At 57.4% G+C, this 17078-nt stretch carries 15 protein-coding genes and 1 pseudogene; 14 read left to right on the forward strand and 2 right to left on the reverse strand.

Annotation, left to right across the window (positions count from 1 at the left end; translation table 11 throughout):
• Nucleotides 1-53: 53 nt before the first annotated feature.
• Nucleotides 54-3578, forward strand: a complete 3525-nt coding sequence (gene dnaE / locus RLO149_RS02000; RefSeq protein ID WP_013960378.1) for a DNA polymerase III subunit alpha — start codon at nt 54-56, stop codon at nt 3576-3578.
• Between the two features lie 41 nt (nt 3579-3619).
• On the opposite strand, the gene RLO149_RS02005 is transcribed toward dnaE, so the two are convergent.
• On the reverse strand, nt 3620-3814 hold the full coding sequence (locus RLO149_RS02005) for a SlyX family protein (RefSeq protein WP_011570120.1): 195 nt from the start codon (nt 3812-3814) through the stop codon (nt 3620-3622).
• Nucleotides 3815-3928: 114 nt separating this feature from the next.
• Between RLO149_RS02005 and hisS the strand changes: the two genes are divergently transcribed.
• The 3 genes from hisS to hisG are packed head-to-tail and all read left to right on the forward strand — an operon-like array spanning nt 3929 to nt 7298.
• Nucleotides 3929-5530, forward strand: a complete 1602-nt coding sequence (gene hisS / locus RLO149_RS02010; RefSeq protein WP_013960380.1) for a histidine--tRNA ligase — start codon at nt 3929-3931, stop codon at nt 5528-5530.
• A complete protein-coding gene (locus RLO149_RS02015; RefSeq protein ID WP_013960381.1) occupies nt 5527-6609 on the forward strand; it encodes an ATP phosphoribosyltransferase regulatory subunit in 1083 nt (360 codons plus the stop codon). Before hisS ends, RLO149_RS02015 begins: the two co-directional genes overlap by 4 nt.
• Entirely contained in the window at nt 6606-7298 is a 693-nt protein-coding gene (gene hisG / locus RLO149_RS02020; protein ID WP_013960382.1) for an ATP phosphoribosyltransferase, read from the forward strand. Before RLO149_RS02015 ends, hisG begins: the two co-directional genes overlap by 4 nt.
• Nucleotides 7299-7305: 7 nt before the next feature.
• Here hisG and RLO149_RS02025 read toward each other — a convergent pair whose 3' ends face one another.
• Nucleotides 7306-7755, reverse strand: coding sequence for a DUF1489 family protein (locus RLO149_RS02025; protein WP_013960383.1), 450 nt, complete (start codon nt 7753-7755; stop codon nt 7306-7308).
• A 92-nt stretch (nt 7756-7847) separates the two neighbouring features.
• Here RLO149_RS02025 and RLO149_RS02030 point away from each other — a divergent pair, with 92 nt between their 5' ends.
• The 10 genes and pseudogenes from RLO149_RS02030 to rplL all read left to right on the forward strand — a co-directional run bounded on the left by RLO149_RS02030 (nt 7848) and on the right by rplL (nt 16840).
• Complete coding sequence (locus tag RLO149_RS02030) at nt 7848-10352, forward strand: adenosylcobalamin-dependent ribonucleoside-diphosphate reductase (protein WP_013960384.1); 2505 nt, start codon at nt 7848-7850, stop codon at nt 10350-10352.
• Nucleotides 10353-10728: 376 nt separating this feature from the next.
• Entirely contained in the window at nt 10729-11055 is a 327-nt protein-coding gene (locus RLO149_RS02035; protein ID WP_044025173.1) for a hypothetical protein, read from the forward strand.
• Between the two features lie 204 nt (nt 11056-11259).
• Nucleotides 11260-11514, forward strand: a pseudogene (locus RLO149_RS22815) (IS21 family transposase); the annotation flags it as partial.
• An 89-nt stretch (nt 11515-11603) separates the two neighbouring features.
• Nucleotides 11604-13061 (forward strand): hypothetical protein, encoded by a 1458-nt coding sequence (locus RLO149_RS02040; protein WP_052304781.1) that lies wholly within the window; start codon nt 11604-11606, stop codon nt 13059-13061.
• A gap of 387 nt (nt 13062-13448) precedes the next feature.
• Entirely contained in the window at nt 13449-13646 is a 198-nt protein-coding gene (gene secE / locus RLO149_RS02045; protein ID WP_011570082.1) for a preprotein translocase subunit SecE, read from the forward strand.
• Nucleotides 13647-13854: 208 nt separating this feature from the next.
• Nucleotides 13855-14388 (forward strand): transcription termination/antitermination protein NusG, encoded by a 534-nt coding sequence (gene nusG / locus RLO149_RS02050; RefSeq protein ID WP_013960388.1) that lies wholly within the window; start codon nt 13855-13857, stop codon nt 14386-14388.
• 125 nt (nt 14389-14513) lie between these two features.
• Entirely contained in the window at nt 14514-14939 is a 426-nt protein-coding gene (rplK, locus tag RLO149_RS02055) for a 50S ribosomal protein L11 (protein ID WP_013960389.1), read from the forward strand.
• Between the two features lies 1 nt (nt 14940).
• Nucleotides 14941-15639: a 50S ribosomal protein L1 gene (gene rplA, locus RLO149_RS02060; RefSeq protein ID WP_013960390.1), complete on the forward strand. Its 699-nt coding sequence runs from the start codon at nt 14941-14943 to the stop codon at nt 15637-15639.
• Between the two features lie 239 nt (nt 15640-15878).
• The gene (rplJ, locus tag RLO149_RS02065; RefSeq protein ID WP_011570078.1) at nt 15879-16394 is read left to right on the forward strand and encodes a 50S ribosomal protein L10; all 516 of its coding nucleotides are present in this window, start codon (nt 15879-15881) and stop codon (nt 16392-16394) included.
• A gap of 74 nt (nt 16395-16468) precedes the next feature.
• A complete protein-coding gene (rplL, locus tag RLO149_RS02070; protein ID WP_013960392.1) occupies nt 16469-16840 on the forward strand; it encodes a 50S ribosomal protein L7/L12 in 372 nt (123 codons plus the stop codon).
• The last annotated feature ends 238 nt before the right edge of the window (nt 16841-17078 follow it).

Consider the following 17078-nt stretch of genomic DNA (forward strand, 5'->3'; position numbering starts at 1 on the left):
TGGCGTGTCTGTGCTCTCTGGCAGCGCTGCGCGCGCTGGCATAGGGTGTCTTCATGAGCACACATCCCCGATTCATTCACCTGCGCACCCACTCCGAATACTCACTGCTGGAGGGGGCTTTGCGCCTGAAAAAACTCCCTGCTTTATGCCGTGATGCGGGCATGCCCGCTTTGGCGTTGACGGATAAGAACAACATGTTTGCCGCATTGGAGTTTTCAGTCGCCATGTCCGGGGCAGGCGTTCAGCCTATTCTGGGCTGTCAGGTCGATGTGGCCTATGTGACCGCACAGCCGGGCGAGAAGGAACGCGCGCCCGCACCCGTAGTTTTGCTGGCCCAGAACGAGACAGGGTACGAGAACCTGATGCGTCTGAATTCATGCCTTTATATCGATAAGGGCGGGGCCTTGCCGCAGGTGACCCTGTCGGAACTCGAAATCAATGCAGACGGGATCATCTGTCTGACGGGCGGGCCGGATGGGCCTGTGGGGCAACTTTTGCAACTTGGTCAGATGCCTGCCGCGCAGGCGCTGATGGACCGGCTGAAAGCGGCGTTTCAGGACCGGCTCTATGTCGAATTGCAGCGCCATCCGGGCGAGTCCGGCCAGCCGGAAAAGGAACGGTTGACTGAGCGCGGCTTTGTGGAGATGGCCTATGCGATGGACCTGCCGCTGGTTGCGACCAACGACGTCTATTTCCCGAAATCAGATATGTATGAGGCGCATGATGCGTTGATTTGCATTGCAGAGGGCGCTTACGTCGATCAGCAGGATGACCGTCGCCGTCTGACCAATCAGCATTATTTCAAGTCTCAATCGGAGATGATCGCTCTGTTTGCGGACCTGCCGGAAGCCATTGAGAACACTGTTGAGATCGCCAAACGCTGCGCCTTTCAGGCGTATCGGCGCGACCCCATTCTGCCCAAGTTTGCAGATGACGAGGTCGAGGAACTGCGCAAACAAGCACATGCAGGTCTCAAGGCGCGGCTGGAGGTCATACCTCATGCCACAAGCGTCGAGGACTATACCAAACGGCTCGATTTCGAACTTGGCATTATTGAGGGTATGGGCTTTCCCGGCTATTTCCTGATCGTTGCGGATTTCATCAAATGGGCCAAGGAGCAGGGGATACCCGTGGGGCCGGGCCGGGGGTCGGGCGCGGGAAGCCTTGTGGCCTATGCACTGACGGTCACGGACCTTGATCCGCTACGCTACAACCTGCTGTTTGAGCGGTTCTTGAACCCGGAACGTGTGTCTATGCCAGACTTCGACATCGATTTCTGTATGGATCGGCGGGAAGAGGTCATCCGGTACGTTCAGGAAAAGTATGGCCGTGACAAGGTGGGACAAATCATCACTTTTGGTGCGCTTTTGTCAAAGGCTGCGGTGCGCGATATCGGCCGTGTTCTGCAAATGCCCTACGGTCAGGTGGACCGTCTGTCCAAGATGATACCCGTCGAGGGCGTCAAGCCCGTGTCGATCGAAAAGGCACTGGCGGATGAGCCGCGCCTGCGCGAGGAAGCCAAAAACGAAGAGGTCGTGGCGCGGCTGCTGAACTATGGCCAGCAGGTCGAGGGGCTGTTGCGCAACGCGTCCACCCACGCCGCCGGGGTTGTGATCGGCGACAGGCCGCTCGATGCTTTGGTGCCGCTCTATCAGGACCCAAGGTCTGAAATGCCCGCCACCCAGTTCAACATGAAATGGGTGGAACAGGCAGGGCTGGTCAAATTCGACTTTCTGGGCCTCAAGACACTGACCGTGATCCAGAACGCGGTTGAGCAGATCATGGCATCCGGCAGGCCGCTGCACATTGCCGCCGACGGGACGGAGCTTTACGCCCCCGCAGCAGGCACGGAAAACGACATCAATGCAATCCCGCTGGATGATGAGCGGTCCTACAAGCTTTATGCCAGCGCCAAGACGGTGGCTGTGTTTCAGGTGGAAAGCTCGGGCATGATGGATGCGCTAAAGCGGATGAAACCAACCTGTATCGAGGATATCGTCGCACTTGTGGCGCTTTATCGTCCCGGCCCGATGGAGAACATCCCGACCTATTGCGAGGTCAAAAACGGGCTGCGCGCGCTTGAATCCATTCACCCGCTGATCGACGATATTCTAGAGGAAACGCAAGGTATCATCGTTTATCAGGAACAGGTGATGCAGATCGCGCAGGTCATGGCGGGCTATAGCCTTGGTGGTGCTGATCTGTTGCGCCGCGCCATGGGTAAAAAGATCGCCGAAGAGATGGCCAAGGAACGCCCCAAGTTCGAAAAGGGCGCGGTGGCCAATGGCGTCGACAAGGACAAGGCGCGCGAAGTCTTTGACCTGCTGGAGAAATTCGCCAACTACGGGTTCAACAAATCGCACGCGGCGGCCTATGCGGTGGTCAGCTACCAGACGGCTTGGCTCAAGGCGAACCACCCGGTGGAATTCATGGCCGGGGTGATGAACTGCGATATCCACCTGACCGATAAGCTGGCGATCTATTTCGAAGAGGTGCGCAAGCGGCTGGAACTGCCATGGGTGCCGCCCTGCGTGAACCGCTCTGCCGCGACGTTCAAGGTTGAGGAGGGCGCGTTAATCTATGCGCTCGGTGCGCTCAAGAACGTGGGCGTCGAAGCCATGAAACTGATCACAGAGGGGAGGGGCGACAAACCCTTTGCCACGCTCTTTGATCTGGCGCGGCGGGTCGACCTCAAACGTGTGGGCAAACGCCCGCTTGAGATGCTCGCGCGCTCCGGGGCGTTTGACGCATTGGACGCCAATCGGCGGCGCGTCTTTGGGGCGTTGGATGCACTGGTGAATTACTCAGCGGCGATCCATGAGCAGAAAGCCTCCAATCAGGTGTCTCTCTTTGGTGAGGCGGGCGATGATCTGCCTGAACCGCGCCTGCATCCGGTGGACGACTGGCAACCCGCCGAACGGCTCAGCGAGGAATTCAAGGCCGTCGGCTTCTACCTCTCTGGCCACCCGCTGGATGATTATATGGGTCAGCTGAAACGCAAATGGGGCAATGACCGCGGCGTGCCGTTCATGACCCTTGATGAGTTGACCGAAAAAGTCACCGAACGGGGGGCCATGAATGCGCGCCTTGCGGGTATCGTCGCCGGTCGGCAGGAACGTAAATCGGCGCGTGGCAACCGCTTTGCCTTTGCGCAGATGTCGGACCCGACCGGTGCCTATGAGGTGACGCTGTTTTCTGACACGCTGGAGGCGGCCCGCGATCATCTTGAGGCCGGTTCAAAGATCTTCGTCACGGTTGAGGCGACGATGGAATCTGATCAACTTAAACTGCTGGGCCGCTCTGTGGGGCCGATTGACGCCGCCACGGCAGATGTCAGCAGCATGGGGCTCAAGGTCTTTGTCGACGCGCCCGAAGCGGTGGCTGCCGTCGCAACAGTGCTTGAGGGGGCAGGGCGCGCGGTCAAGGGCCGTGCGCAGGGGCCGGTCATGCTATGCCTGATGGGGGCGGATTTGCCGGGCGAGGTCGAGGTTGAACTGGGACAGGATTTCATCGTGAACCCGCAGATCAAGGGCGCGATCAAATCCCTCTCCGGCGTGCTGGAGGTCGAGGAAATCTGATGGCGTTTTGCGTTTGCATCGCCTGACGAAACGCGCCCTGATCAGTAATGCGGCGGGCGTTCATCACCCAGAACCACGCTGCCTGAGCCTTGCGCCTCGCGTTCCCCTTCCCGCTGCATCAGCATGAAAACACGACGGGTCAGCACCGCGATTTCACTTTCCTGCCGCGCAACCACATCGGACAGGTCTTCGACGGTGCGGGTCAGATGGGCGATCTGTTCTTCGAGCTTTTCCATGACCCAGCCCCTAGCATGCACACCCGGCGCGATAAAGAGCCTGCGCGCCCATCTTGTTTGTAGCCGTTGCATCCGCTAGACCGCGCGAGACCAGACCAGCCAAAGGGACCCCTCATGGCCAAGCCCAAAAAGACACCCCGCCCCAAGGCGCAGACGCCAAAGGGCTTTCGCGACTATTTCGGTGCCGAAGTCAGCCAGCGCGCAGAGATGCTACAAAAGATTGCCGGGGTCTATCATCGTTATGGGTTTGATGCGCTGGAAAGTTCAGGCGTGGAAACGGTTGAGGCTCTGGGCAAGTTCCTGCCCGATGTGGACCGCCCCAATGAGGGCGTGTTCGCCTGGCAGGAAGACGCGGACGCGGACAAACCCGGCGATTGGCTCGCCCTGCGCTATGATCTGACGGCCCCCTTGGCGCGGGTCTATGCCCAGCACCAGAACGACCTGCCCAAACCCTACCGCCGCTACGCGATGGGCCCCGTCTGGCGCAATGAAAAGCCCGGTCCGGGGCGGTTTCGCCAGTTTTATCAGTGCGATGCGGATACGGTCGGCGCATCGTCGGTGGCTGCGGATGCCGAGATCTGCGCGATGCTCTGCGATTGCCTTGAGGCGGTCGGGATCGAGCGTGGAGACTATGTGGTCCGGCTGAATAACCGCAAAGTGTTGAACGGTATTATGGAAGTTGCTGGCTTGCTTGATCCAACGACGCCTGAAAAATTCGCACATGAACGCGGCATCGTACTGCGTGCTATAGATAAAATAGATCGCTTGGGTCCGTCTGGTGTCAGCCAGCTTCTCGAAGATGGTAGGACAGATGAAAGTGGCGACTTCACGGCTGGCGCGGGTCTTTCGCGTGAGCAGGCAAACAAGGTCATGTCCTTTATTGCGGCAACAACCAACGTTTTAAATGACATGCAAGAAGATCATCCGCAGGAAGATCAATGGCCTGACTTTTTGAGGCTTGCGACAGAGCACCCAGAAGAATTCAAAACAAGAATGCTGGACTATCTTGAGGGTATTGTTGCCGGCTCTAAATTGGGCGTCGAAGGAGTTGGTGAGCTACGTCAAATAGCAAATCTTCTGCAAGCCCAAGACTACGGCCCGGATCGAATCCGCATTGACCCCTCCGTCGTGCGCGGCCTTGGCTACTACACCGGCCCGGTCTACGAAGCCGAACTCACCTTCGAAATTCAGGACGAAAAGGGACGCACCCGCAACTTTGGGTCTGTCGCAGGCGGCGGGCGGTATGATGATCTGGTGAAACGCTTTACCGGGCAGGAAGTGCCTGCGACGGGGGTGTCCATCGGGGTGGATCGGCTGTTGGCGGCACTTCATGCCAAGGGGCGTTTGGACACCACAGACGTGGGCCCCGTGGTCGTCACCGTCATGGATCGCGACCGTATGGCGGATTATCAGGCGATGGTCGCTGAACTGCGGCAGGCGGGCATCCGCGCCGAAGTCTATCTGGGCAATCCTAAGAACTTTGGCAATCAACTCAAATACGCCGACACGCGCAACAGCCCCGTCGCCGTGATCGAGGGTGGCGACGAGCACGAAAAGGGCGTGGTGCAGATCAAGGACCTGATCCTTGGTGCTGAAATCGCCAAAAGCGCCACGCTTGAGGAATGGAAGGACCGCCCCAGCCAGTTTGAGGTGCCGCGCGCGGACCTTGTTGCAAAGGTGCGCGAAATTCTGGCGCAGCACGGGTTGGAAAAATGACAACGCGTGCAGCGACGCTGGCGCGTGCGGCGGACCTATGTGCGTCTTTTGAGGCGGCAGGGGCGCAGCGGATCGATGCGCCTATTTTGCAACCTGCCGATGCGCTCCTTGATCTCTACGGCGAGGAAATCCGCGCCCGGGCCTATGTAACATCTGATGCCCTGCGGGGTGAGCAGATGCTGCGCCCGGATTTTACAGTGCCCGTGGTCCAGATGCACATGGCGCATGGGGCAGAACCTGCGCGCTATACCTACGCCGGCGAAGTGTTCCGCCGGCAGGAACACGACCCGTCGCGTGCGAATGAGTATTTTCAGGTCGGCTATGAGGTCTTTGACCGCGAAAACCCGGCCGCTGCGGATGCGGAGGTGTTTTGCCTGTTTGAAACTGTGCTTTCGCCCTTGGGCCTGCGCGCAGCGACGGGGGATATCGGCATCCTGACTGCTGCCGTGCGGGGTCTGCGCACCACAGAAGCCCGGAAATCCGCGCTTTTGCGGCACATCTGGCGCCCGCGCCGGTTCCGCAGCCTGCTGGACCGCTACGCCGGACGGATCAAACCGTCAAAACAGCGGTTGGAATTGTTGGCAGGCCATACGGCCGTCCCGGATGCACCCCTGATCGGCAAACGCAGCCAGAGCGAGATCGACGCGCGGATCGCTTTGTTGCATGCCGATGCCGCGACCGCCCCCCTGAGCGAGACCGAGGTGGACCTGCTGGATGCGCTGGTCAATGTGCGCGAAACCATGCCTTTCGCCTTGCAGCAGCTGCGCGATCTGGCTGTGGATATGCCAAGTATCGAACAGGCGGTTGCACGGTTGTCCGACCGCGCCGAGGCACTGGCCAAACGCGGTGTGGATGTCGACGCGCTGCCGTTTGAGGCGAGTTATGGGCGTACGTCGATGGAATACTATGACGGTTTTGTCTTTGGCTATTACCACCCGAAACGTCACGATTTGCCCGCGGTGGCGACAGGCGGTCGCTATGATGCGCTGACCCGGCGATTGGGAGGTGGTGCGGAAATCCCCGCCGTCGGTGGGGTCATCAGGCCCGATCTGATGCTGATGCTGGAGGGCGGCACATGACCGTGAAACTGGGTGTCCCGTCCAAAGGGCGGTTGATGGAAAAGACCTTTGACTGGTTCGGCCAGCATGGCGTTACCCTGTCGCGCGCCGGGTCGGATCGCGAATATGCCGGGGCGGTGGATGGTATCGAGGGCGTGGCGTTGATCCTGTTGTCCGCAGGCGAAATGCCGCGTGAACTGGCGGCTGGTCGGATACATTTTGGCGTCACGGGCACGGATCTGGTGCAGGAGAAACTGCCGCTCTGGGATCAGATGGTCGAGCCTGTGCAGGAGCTTGGCTTTGGGTTTGCGGACCTTGTGCTTGCGGTGCCAAAGGCCTGGGTGGATGTGGATACGCTGGATGATCTGGATGCGGTTGCCACGGCGTTTCGGCAAGCCCACGGGATGCGTCTGCGGATCGCGACGAAATACCATAGGCTTGTGCGCGAGTATTTACGTCAGGGCGGCGTTGCGGATTATTCACTTGTTGACAGTCAGGGCGCGACCGAAGGCACGGTGGCCAATGAAACGGCCGAAGCGATTGCAGATATTACCTCAAGCGGAGAGACCTTGCGCGCCAACCACCTCAAGATACTCTGCGACGGTCCCGTATTGCGGTCGCAGGCGACGCTGTGGCGCAGCAGGGCCGCCGCATTGGACAAAGCCGACCGGCAGATTGCCGAGCAACTGATTGCGCAGATCGGCGGTTAGAGGCGGGCTATAATACGCCGATCTCAGCCAATGCACGATTGAGTTCAACCGGTAATGGTTCTTCTGAGGCACGCCCCTTGGGCAGGTCCGGTGGCGCGTCAGAAACCGGCAGATACCGCCAGCCTTGAAACGGTCGCTTCAGACTCGTCTGCGTGCGGATAATCTGGGGATCAAGCACGATGGCGCAACGTCTTATCCCATCCTGACTGATGTACTCATCCAAGCGCATTACCGTCTGGCGGCACTGAATGACGCCTTTGATCACCCAGTAAATCGAGCCGCCGTTCAGGATTTCCACTTCGCGTTTGGGCCACATGCGGGTGACATGGCGCGGCAAGCCGTCCGGCGTCTGCGCGCGTTTCGTCGCTTGCCAAGCCGCAAGGTCGTCTACTGTCTCTGTTCCCACGGAGAGTTTGATAAGATGCGTGCGTTTGGTGCTTTGATTCTTTGTATCCATGGCGTATATAGTAGCTTCGGAATTCATACCCTCAAGAGATAGTATTTTTTCCACAGCCGTCTGTGGATAACTAAGATCAGGAGACCCCACCAGTGTCAGCCTTTACCACCCCAATTGCCGAACAAATCTGGGATATGAAGTACCGCTTCAAGGAAGCGGACGGCGCGCCCATTGATGTCACGGTGGAGGACACATGGCGGCGCATCGCGCGCGATCTGGCGCGGGTGGAAAAGACACCTGACATTTGGGAAGAGCAATTCTATTCCGCGCTCAAAGATTTTAAGTATCTGCCTGCGGGTCGGATCACGGCTGGGGCGGGCACAGCGCGGTCGGTGACGCTGTTCAATTGCTTTGTGATGGGGACGGTTCCCGACAGCATGGGTGGAATTTTTGACATGCTGAAAGAGGCCGCCTTGACCATGCAGCAGGGCGGCGGGATCGGCTATGATTTCTCGACGATCCGTCCCAAGGGTGCAGACGTAAAAGGCGTGGCGGCGGATGCGTCGGGCCCCTTGTCGTTCATGGATGTCTGGGATGCGATGTGTCGCACGATCATGTCGGCAGGGTCGCGCCGAGGAGCAATGATGGCCACCATGCGTTGCGATCACCCGGATGTGGAGGATTTCATCGCCGCCAAATCGGACCCCGCGCGGCTGCGCATGTTCAACATGTCCGTGCTGGTGACTGATCCCTTCATGGAGGCGGTCAAGGCGGATGGCCCGTGGGACCTTGTGTTTGACGGTCAGGTCTACCGCACTTTGCAGGCGCGTGATCTGTGGAACCGCATCATGCAGGCGACCTACGATTATGCCGAACCCGGTGTGATTTTCATTGACCGGATCAATCAGGCCAACAACCTGAATTACTGCGAAACCATTGCCGCGACGAACCCGTGTGGCGAACAGCCCCTGCCGCCCTATGGCGCGTGTTTGTTGGGTTCCATCAATATGGCTCGGCTGGTCAGCGCGCCTTTTGAAGAGGCGGCAAAACTGGATGAGGTCGCGCTGAATGATCTGGTGGCGACCGCTGTGCGCATGATGGACAACGTGGTGGATGCCTCGAAATTCCCATTGGAAGCGCAGGCGCGCGAAGCACATGCAAAGCGGCGGATCGGGCTGGGTGTCACGGGTCTGGCGGACGCGCTGTTGATGGTCGGGCTGCGCTATGGTTCGGACGAGGCGGCGCGTCAGACCGACCGCTGGTTGCACGCGATCGCCCGCGCCGCATATCTGGCGTCGGTGGACTTGGCGAAGGAGAAGGGCGCGTTCCCGCTCTTTGATGCGGACAAATATCTGGCGTCCGGCACGATGCAGGCGATGGATGAGGACGTGCGCGAAGCTGTGCGTGAACATGGAATTCGCAATGCTTTGCTGACCTCGATTGCACCAACGGGGACGATCAGCCTTTATGCGGGGAACGTCAGTTCGGGCATCGAGCCGGTGTTCGCCTATGCCTACACCCGCAAGGTTCTGCAAAAAGATGGCAGCCGCACCGAGGAAGAAGTCGTCGATTATGCGGTTCAGATGTGGCGTGAGAAGTTTGGCGACAAAGAACTGCCCGACTATTTCGTGAACGCCCAGACGCTGGCTCCGCTGGAGCACGTCAAAATGCAGGCGGCAGCACAGAAATGGGTGGATTCGTCGATCTCAAAGACGATCAACTGCCCTGAAGATATTGGTTTTGACGCCTTTAAGGATGTTTACATGGAGGCGTGGGATAGCGGCTGTAAGGGCTGTACGACGTATCGGCCGAATGCGGTAACGGGGTCGGTGTTGAGTGTGAGTGAGAAGAAGAAAGCACCTGAATTTGACAATCCCTCTGACAGACTTGACTGGGCAATGCGAGAGTCGGCTTTCAAGACGCAGACCGAGCTAGCGGTAGCTGCTGACCTATCACAAGGTCTGGTGAACCAGTTTCTAAGTGGAAAACGCGAGATGGCACGTGACTCGGCGACCAAACTGGCGAAAGCACTAAGTGTTGACGCTGGCTGGCTCCTTTTCGGGTCTAAGGACGCCGCCCCCGAAGTCATTACCACTTCCGACGCTGAACCGCAGCAACCCCATGGCGATGTGATCTACATGTCCGAACCGCTGGATCGCCCCAGCGAGTTGGAGGGCAACACCTACAAGGTCAAATGGCCCGACAGTGAGCATGCCTTGTATATTACGATCAACGACATCGTGCTGAACGGGCATCGTCGACCGTTTGAAGTCTTCATCAATTCCAAGAATATGGAGCACTTTGCGTGGACTGTCGCGCTGACGCGGATGATCTCGGCGGTATTCCGGCGCGGGGGGGATGTGTCCTTCGTGGTCGAGGAACTGAAGGCAGTGTTCGATCCGCGCGGCGGCGCGTGGATGCAGGGCAAGTACATCCCGTCGATCCTCGCGGCGATTGGCGGTGTGATCGAACAGCACATGATCGCGACCGGGTTTATCGCAGGTGAGGGATTGGGTCTGAAATCGGACCCACAGGCACAGGTCGTGGGCTTGGATACCCAGCGCGGGCAAGCCTGCAGCAGCTGTGGCCAGTTCGATTTGCGCATGGTCGAGGGATGCATGACCTGTGGGTCGTGTGGGTATTCCAAATGCGGGTAACACTCGTTCGAGTGCATGGTTATTGTTGAAAAGACAGGCAATTGAAAGCCACTTTGGCCAAATTGTCTTCCACTTTTTCAGGTCTATTTCTTCCACTGACTTCTAAGCTATTGAAATTGCTTAATAGCGAAAGCGCCGATCCGAGAGGGTCGGCGCTGTTGTTTCGAGTGGTGGAAGGTTCCAGCCCCTCTTGACCGCATCGCGAAAAACGGTTTTTGTTCGGGGTATGAAAACGCATCGCCATATCCGCCTCATACGGGTTTCCTGATCTGCCTCCCCATCGGGAGCGGCACCAGAGACATGCGACTTCATTTTACCTGCCCCTCTTCGTATGCCGCCGTTTCCCTCCCTTCCTTACTGGATATGGAAACAGACCATGAAGCGTATCAAAATTATCGACGTCCCCCACTATGAAACCGATCCGAAAGCGATCGTTAAACAGCTCAGTAAATTCCTGGAGGATTTTCGGAAAAAGAAGGTTGCGATCGATCTGATCGGTGATGATGAGCGGTCAGCTGAATTCAATGTCAGCGATATCGAGATCTTTGGCGATGAATTGTCCGATGGCGTAGAACTCACATACTGGGATACGTTGCGTATCACCTCACGCGCGAACAAGCTGGCAAAGAACCGTGTTGCAGCCGCCGGCGTCTCTCACCTCAAACGCGAGGAGTATGACCGTTTGGAGCCCTCACTCTGTTGAATGTCACTGAGAACTGACCCGGTAGCCCCATAAAATGTCACTGAGAACTGACCCATGTGAACACATTGCCCTGACGGTTTTTGTTGGGGAGACATGGAGTGATAGGCATGGGATTTTTGAGTGTTATTCGACGCTGGGCGTTGCGTGACAAAATGCCAATTCGTGAGATTGCACGGCGCACTGGTGTTCCAGCCCGGTGAAGCATTCCAGCCCGGTGAAGCATTCCAGTTCGACTGGAGCGAAGACTGTGCCACGATTGGGGGCGAACGCGTCAAACTGCAAGTTGCACACACCAAGCTGTCGCACAGCCGCGCCTTTATTGTGCGGGTCTATCCTTTGCAGACACATGAGATGCTATTCGATGCACACTGGCATGCCTTCCGCGCGTTTGGCGGCGTTCCGGGGCGTGGCATCTATGACAATATGAAGACGGCCGTGGATCGTGTTGGGCGTGGTAGGCAGTCCGGACATGCGCTCATCACGAGATCCCGCTTGTCCGTCAACCGCAAACCGCTTGGGATGACAAGCTGCGCGAATTGGATCGCTGTGTGCGTGAGCGTGGTGATAAACTCGAGGCGTTGATCGCGAAGGCGGAGCGGCGCTCTGTTTCTCCCCTTCAGGACTACATCATGCGCCGCCTCAACGGGGAATCTAGTTTCGAATGGCTGGATGCACAGACATTGGATCAGGCGACACGTACGACGGAACTCGCAGGAGTGTTGGTTGCTTTCGGGCCGGATCAGAAGTTGCCGGAGTCAACTTCAGATGATCGGGACTATGCCGGTCGCGTCGGATTTGAATTGACAGCGCGTGGCGAGAACGGGATCCGGGAGGCACTTAAAGCACAGTTTAGCAAATTCGATGACGCGACTGGCACGCCTGGGCCGCGCAAGATTTTCGGATATTTCTACAACGCTCTGGCACACTCGAAATCGCTCAAGGATCCGGGCGACGTAGCGCGCATCCTCCGTGACGTCATCATTGAGAACATCGCCCTGCCGGCGGGAACAAAGATGCTTGGTGTCGAACTCGCCGAGCGGTGCCTGCACACGGTCGCGTCTTTGGCCAAGGAGCAGATTCTGGACTCAAGGACCCTACGCAGTGTGCTCGTTGCTGCGGATATTGTGCCCCAGCATGCTCCTGCCCATTTCGCCTTTCCGGTCGAGAAGGGCCGGGAGGTGACGCAGTGCGTTAAGCGGATCGTGCATGTCATCTCGCTCCCAAAGCAGCTCAACTGCAAGCGTCCCCTGATAGATTTTCTTTTTGTCGATCGTCTGCTTACTCCGATCTACTGTGGAGGGCCCGGAACGCGCGGACGCACCCAGAAAGCAGTGGATCGTGAAGAAGTTGCTATGTTGGTTGGCAGGCTCCATGCAAGGGCGGTTGAGGTGGAGGTTGCTGACTGCGAGCTGGTGCCGGTTTCGAAAGCTGCGGAAAAGGCCAAGGTCCCGGCCGTTAGCGTGGTGCATCTGATCCTCGGTGGCTTTCTCGAGCGTGTCGTCCGCTTGGCTGGTCAGAAAGGAATTGGCGGGCTTCTGATGGACCCCGCGGAAGTGAAGCTGCATGCTTCAGCATTCACCACCAGTCTATCTCCCACGGGAGCCTTTGGTGCGTTGAAAATCCCGAGGGAAGTCGGCTGGAATCTGGTTGACCAAAATTCGGAGGACGTGAGCCTGCCTGTCGCCTACGTTTTTGGTCCCAATGGCGAACACCGGATCCCGCAGTTTGATCTCGCGGTGGTTTCCGATTTCATGGCTCGGTTCATACATTCTGCGAGGATTACGGAGCAGTATGGTCTTCAAGTTAGAGAGGTTGTCAGCCGACTGAAACGGCGGGGTATTTTTCCCGTGTTGCTAAGGGCTGAGATCGGTGAGGACTTCTATCGATTCAGCGAACTGAAGGCGGCTTTTTTGTTGGGAAATTTCTGGCATAAGCCACCAAGATTCAGTGGGCGAGTTATGCTTGAAAAATGGCCAGTTTGCCCGCTGAAACCTGCAGTCGTGTAAGCTAAATCAATGACTTAGGTGAAGTCGATGGCCATTAAATGATTGTAGCGATAGTGTGGCGGCTGGTCATGGATAGCCGTCCGATCACGTAAGATGCCGCGCGGATATCTTGCGCACGACGGTATCGACTTTCGACGACGTGGCAAAGGTGCCGGATGGAAGGGTTTTCCTGAGGCTATGGCAGTTTGATTCTGTGGCTTTGTCCGGTCGTCTTTTTCAGGCTTCGTCATCTGCGCGTTTGTGCTTTGGTCGGGCCGTCCTTGACCCGGTTGTTACAGGGCAGTGACCCTGTTGGGCAAAGGCAACGCAGACTGATCGCAATGGTCTCTTGAATTCTGTAGCTTTGGCCGTTACATCGCCATAGCTAGCTCACAAAGAAGGTGCCCCATGGCCACGACTAATCCGCTCCAGTTCATCCAGCAGGTTCGTGCTGAAGTGTCCAAAGTCGTGTGGCCAACGCGTCGTGAGGTCATGCTGACCACCGTTATGGTTTTTATTCTGGCGGCGCTCACGGCTGTATTTTTCGCTTTGGTGGATATTTTGATCCGCTGGGGCTTGCAGTCTGTCTTGACGATGTTCGGGTAAGGCGTCTTTCGAGCCGCACAAAAAACAGATTAATCCCCTTGAAACATTCAGGTTTGCGGAGTATCCCGCAACCCTGACCTGAGCGGGGGCGTGCGGCGATTCGAGTTGTGCGCCGATTTTCTGTTCGGGGATAGCGGCCAAGAGGCTTGATAGTAAAAGAAAAATTGGCGCGCTGATGTGTCGATCGCAGACAGGGAATAAGGTTCAAATGGCAAAGCGGTGGTATTCGGTCAGTGTCCTGTCGAACTTTGAGAAAAAGATCGCAGAGCAAATCCGTACGTCCGTGGCCGAGCAGGAGCTGGAAGACCAGATTGACGAAGTCTTGGTTCCAACTGAAGAGGTCATTGAAGTGCGGCGCGGCAAGAAGGTGACCACTGAGCGCCGGTTCATGCCGGGCTATGTGCTGGTGCACATGGAGATGTCGGACAAGGGCTATCACCTTGTGAACTCCATCAACCGCGTTACCGGGTTCCTGGGGCCGCAAGGTCGCCCTATGCCAATGCGGGATGCGGAAGTGAACGCGATTCTCAACCGTGTTCAGGAAGGCGAAGAAGCGCCGCGTACACTGATCCACTTTGAAGTGGGTGAAAAGGTCAAGGTTGCCGACGGTCCGTTTGAGGACTTCGATGGCATGATCGAAGAAGTAGATGATGAGAACCAGCGCCTGAAGGTGTCGGTTTCGATCTTTGGCCGGGAAACACCGGTCGAACTGGAATTCACGCAGGTCAACAAACAGACCTGACGTGTGTAAGGCGTGGGAGGCAACGGTGCCGCGGCATCTGAACCGGACCACGACAACAACGGCGGGTTTCCCGCCGAGGACCTGAAGCAGCGCGATGCGACAGGGTTGGAAAAAGGAGAAGGCCAATGGCCAAGAAACTCGTTGGCAGCATGAAGCTGCAGGTGCCCGCCGGGCAAGCAAACCCATCCCCGCCGGTTGGTCCGGCGCTGGGTCAGCGCGGCATCAACATCATGGAATTCTGCAAGGCGTTCAACGCCAAGACCGCAGATATGGAGCAAGGCGCCCCTTGCCCGACCGTGATCACCTATTATCAGGACAAATCCTTCACGATGGATATCAAGACGCCGCCAGCGTCTTATTATCTCAAGAAGGCCGCCAAGCTGTCGTCTGGTGCCAAGACGCCGTCCCGCGAAGTCGTGGGATACGTGAGCACCAAGCAGGTCCGCGAGATTGCGGAAGCGAAGATGAAAGACCTGAACGCCACGTCGATCGAAGCGGCAATGAAGATCATTCTGGGCTCTGCCCGTTCCATGGGCATCGAGGTGAAGTAAGATGGCAAAACTTGGAAAAAGAGCGCGTTCCGCGCGTGAGGCATTTGCCGGCAAAGAGAACGTCACTGTCGAAGAAGCCGTGGCCCTGATGAAGGCAAATTCCTCGGTCAAATTCGACGAGACAGTTGAGATTGCGATGAACCTTGGCGTTGATCCGCGTCATGCTGACCAGATGGTTCGTGGCGTCGTTGGCCTGCCGAACGGCACCGGTAAAACCGTGCGCGTCGCTGTATTTGCCCGTGGCGCAAAAGCGGATGAAGCAACGGCGGCTGGGGCTGATATCGTTGGCGCAGAAGACCTGATGGAAACTGTCCAAAGCGGCAAGATCGAATTTGATCGCTGCATTGCGACACCGGACATGATGCCAATCGTCGGTCGTCTGGGTAAGGTGCTTGGACCGCGTAACCTGATGCCGAACCCAAAAGTCGGCACAGTGACGATGGACGTCGAAGCCGCCGTGAAAGCGGCAAAAGGCGGCGAAGTTCAGTTCAAGGCTGAAAAAGGCGGCGTCGTGCATGCAGGCGTTGGCAAAATCAGCTTTGACGAAGCCAAGCTGGTCGAAAACATCCGCGCCTTTGTCAGTGCGGTGTCCAAAGCCAAACCATCTGGGTCCAAAGGGGCCTATATGAAAAAGATCGCGCTGAGCTCGACCATGGGCCCGGGCGTGTCAGTCGCTGTCGAAGACGCGAACGTCGAATAAGAATTTGGCGGGGCGACCCGTCAGGTAGGCAGGGCCAATACGTTGGCCTTGCTTTCTGTCCGAGACGGAGGGTTTGGGGGTCACCTCGCATAATTCCTTCCTGAGATGGGAAACGAGATCATTCAAGCCTTCGGGCGGTCATGGCTCGGGACCCTGAATTGGACCCGAAACGAGAGGCAGAAGATCGCTTCTCTAAACTGAGCCGGTCGGGGGAACCCGACCACAATTGGAGTGAAACTGTGGATAGAGCACAAAAAGAACAGCTGGTCGACGAACTCGGCCAGATCTTTGAAAGCTCTGGTGTCGTTGTGGTTAGCCACTACGCCGGTCTGACAGTTGCTGAAATGCAAGACCTTCGTGCGCGCGCTCGCGACGCGGGTGGGTCTGTGCGTGTTGCCAAAAACAGGCTCGCCAAGATCGCCCTTGAGGGCAAGCCATGCGCAAGCATCGCTGACCTTCTGACGGGTATGACCGTTCTGACCTTTTCTGAGGATCCTGTGGCCGCGGCCAAGGTTGCTCAGGACTATGCCAAGGAGAATCAAAAATTCGTGATTCTCGGCGGCGCAATGGGTGAGAACGCGTTGGACGCCGCCGGTGTAGAAGCCGTGTCCAAAATGCCTTCGCGCGAGGAGCTTATTGCTACTATCGCGGGCATGCTGGGCGCACCTGCTTCGAACATCGCCGGGGCCATTGGCGCACCTGCAAGCAATATCGCATCCATCTTGTCCACTGTTGAGGACAAGGCGGCCGCTTAAGCAATCGTCTTATTGGCGTTGGGTTGAACACTCGGCGTTGGAACACACATATCGTTAACGGAAAGAGCTAAAACATGGCTGATCTGAAGAAAATGGCGGAAGAGATCGTTGGTCTCACTCTGCTCGAAGCACAAGAACTGAAGACAATCCTCAAAGACGAATACGGCATTGAGCCAGCAGCCGGTGGCGCTGTCATGATGGCCGGTCCTGCCGATGCAGGCGCTGCCGAGGAAGAGAAGACAGAGTTTGACGTTGTATTGAAAAGCCCAGGCGCTTCGAAAATCAACGTCATCAAAGAAGTACGCGGCATCACCGGTCTGGGCCTCAAAGAAGCCAAGGACCTGGTTGAAGCTGGCGGCAAAATCAAAGAAGGCTGCGACAAAGCCGAAGCCGAAGAGATCAAAGGCAAGCTGGAAGCAGCTGGCGCCGAAGTCGAACTGGCCTAAGTTGCCTCACTCGGAAGCCGGACTACATGGCTTTCGATGACAAAAACCGAGCTGGACCTGAGATTTCAGGTCCGGCTCAACCTGTCTTGGTAAGGGCCTTTTGATGAGGGCGTTTTCCAAGATGCGGTTCAATGGTCGGGAGGGCACCGGTGGGACGGTGCTCACGAATAGACCGAAACGTATCGTCTCGTATGGGCGAGGTGCCGTGGCCCGACGGCGTCCTCGACCGGTGAGAACT

This window comes from Roseobacter litoralis Och 149, assembly GCF_000154785.2.
In the GTDB taxonomy this organism is placed as follows: domain Bacteria; phylum Pseudomonadota; class Alphaproteobacteria; order Rhodobacterales; family Rhodobacteraceae; genus Roseobacter; species Roseobacter litoralis.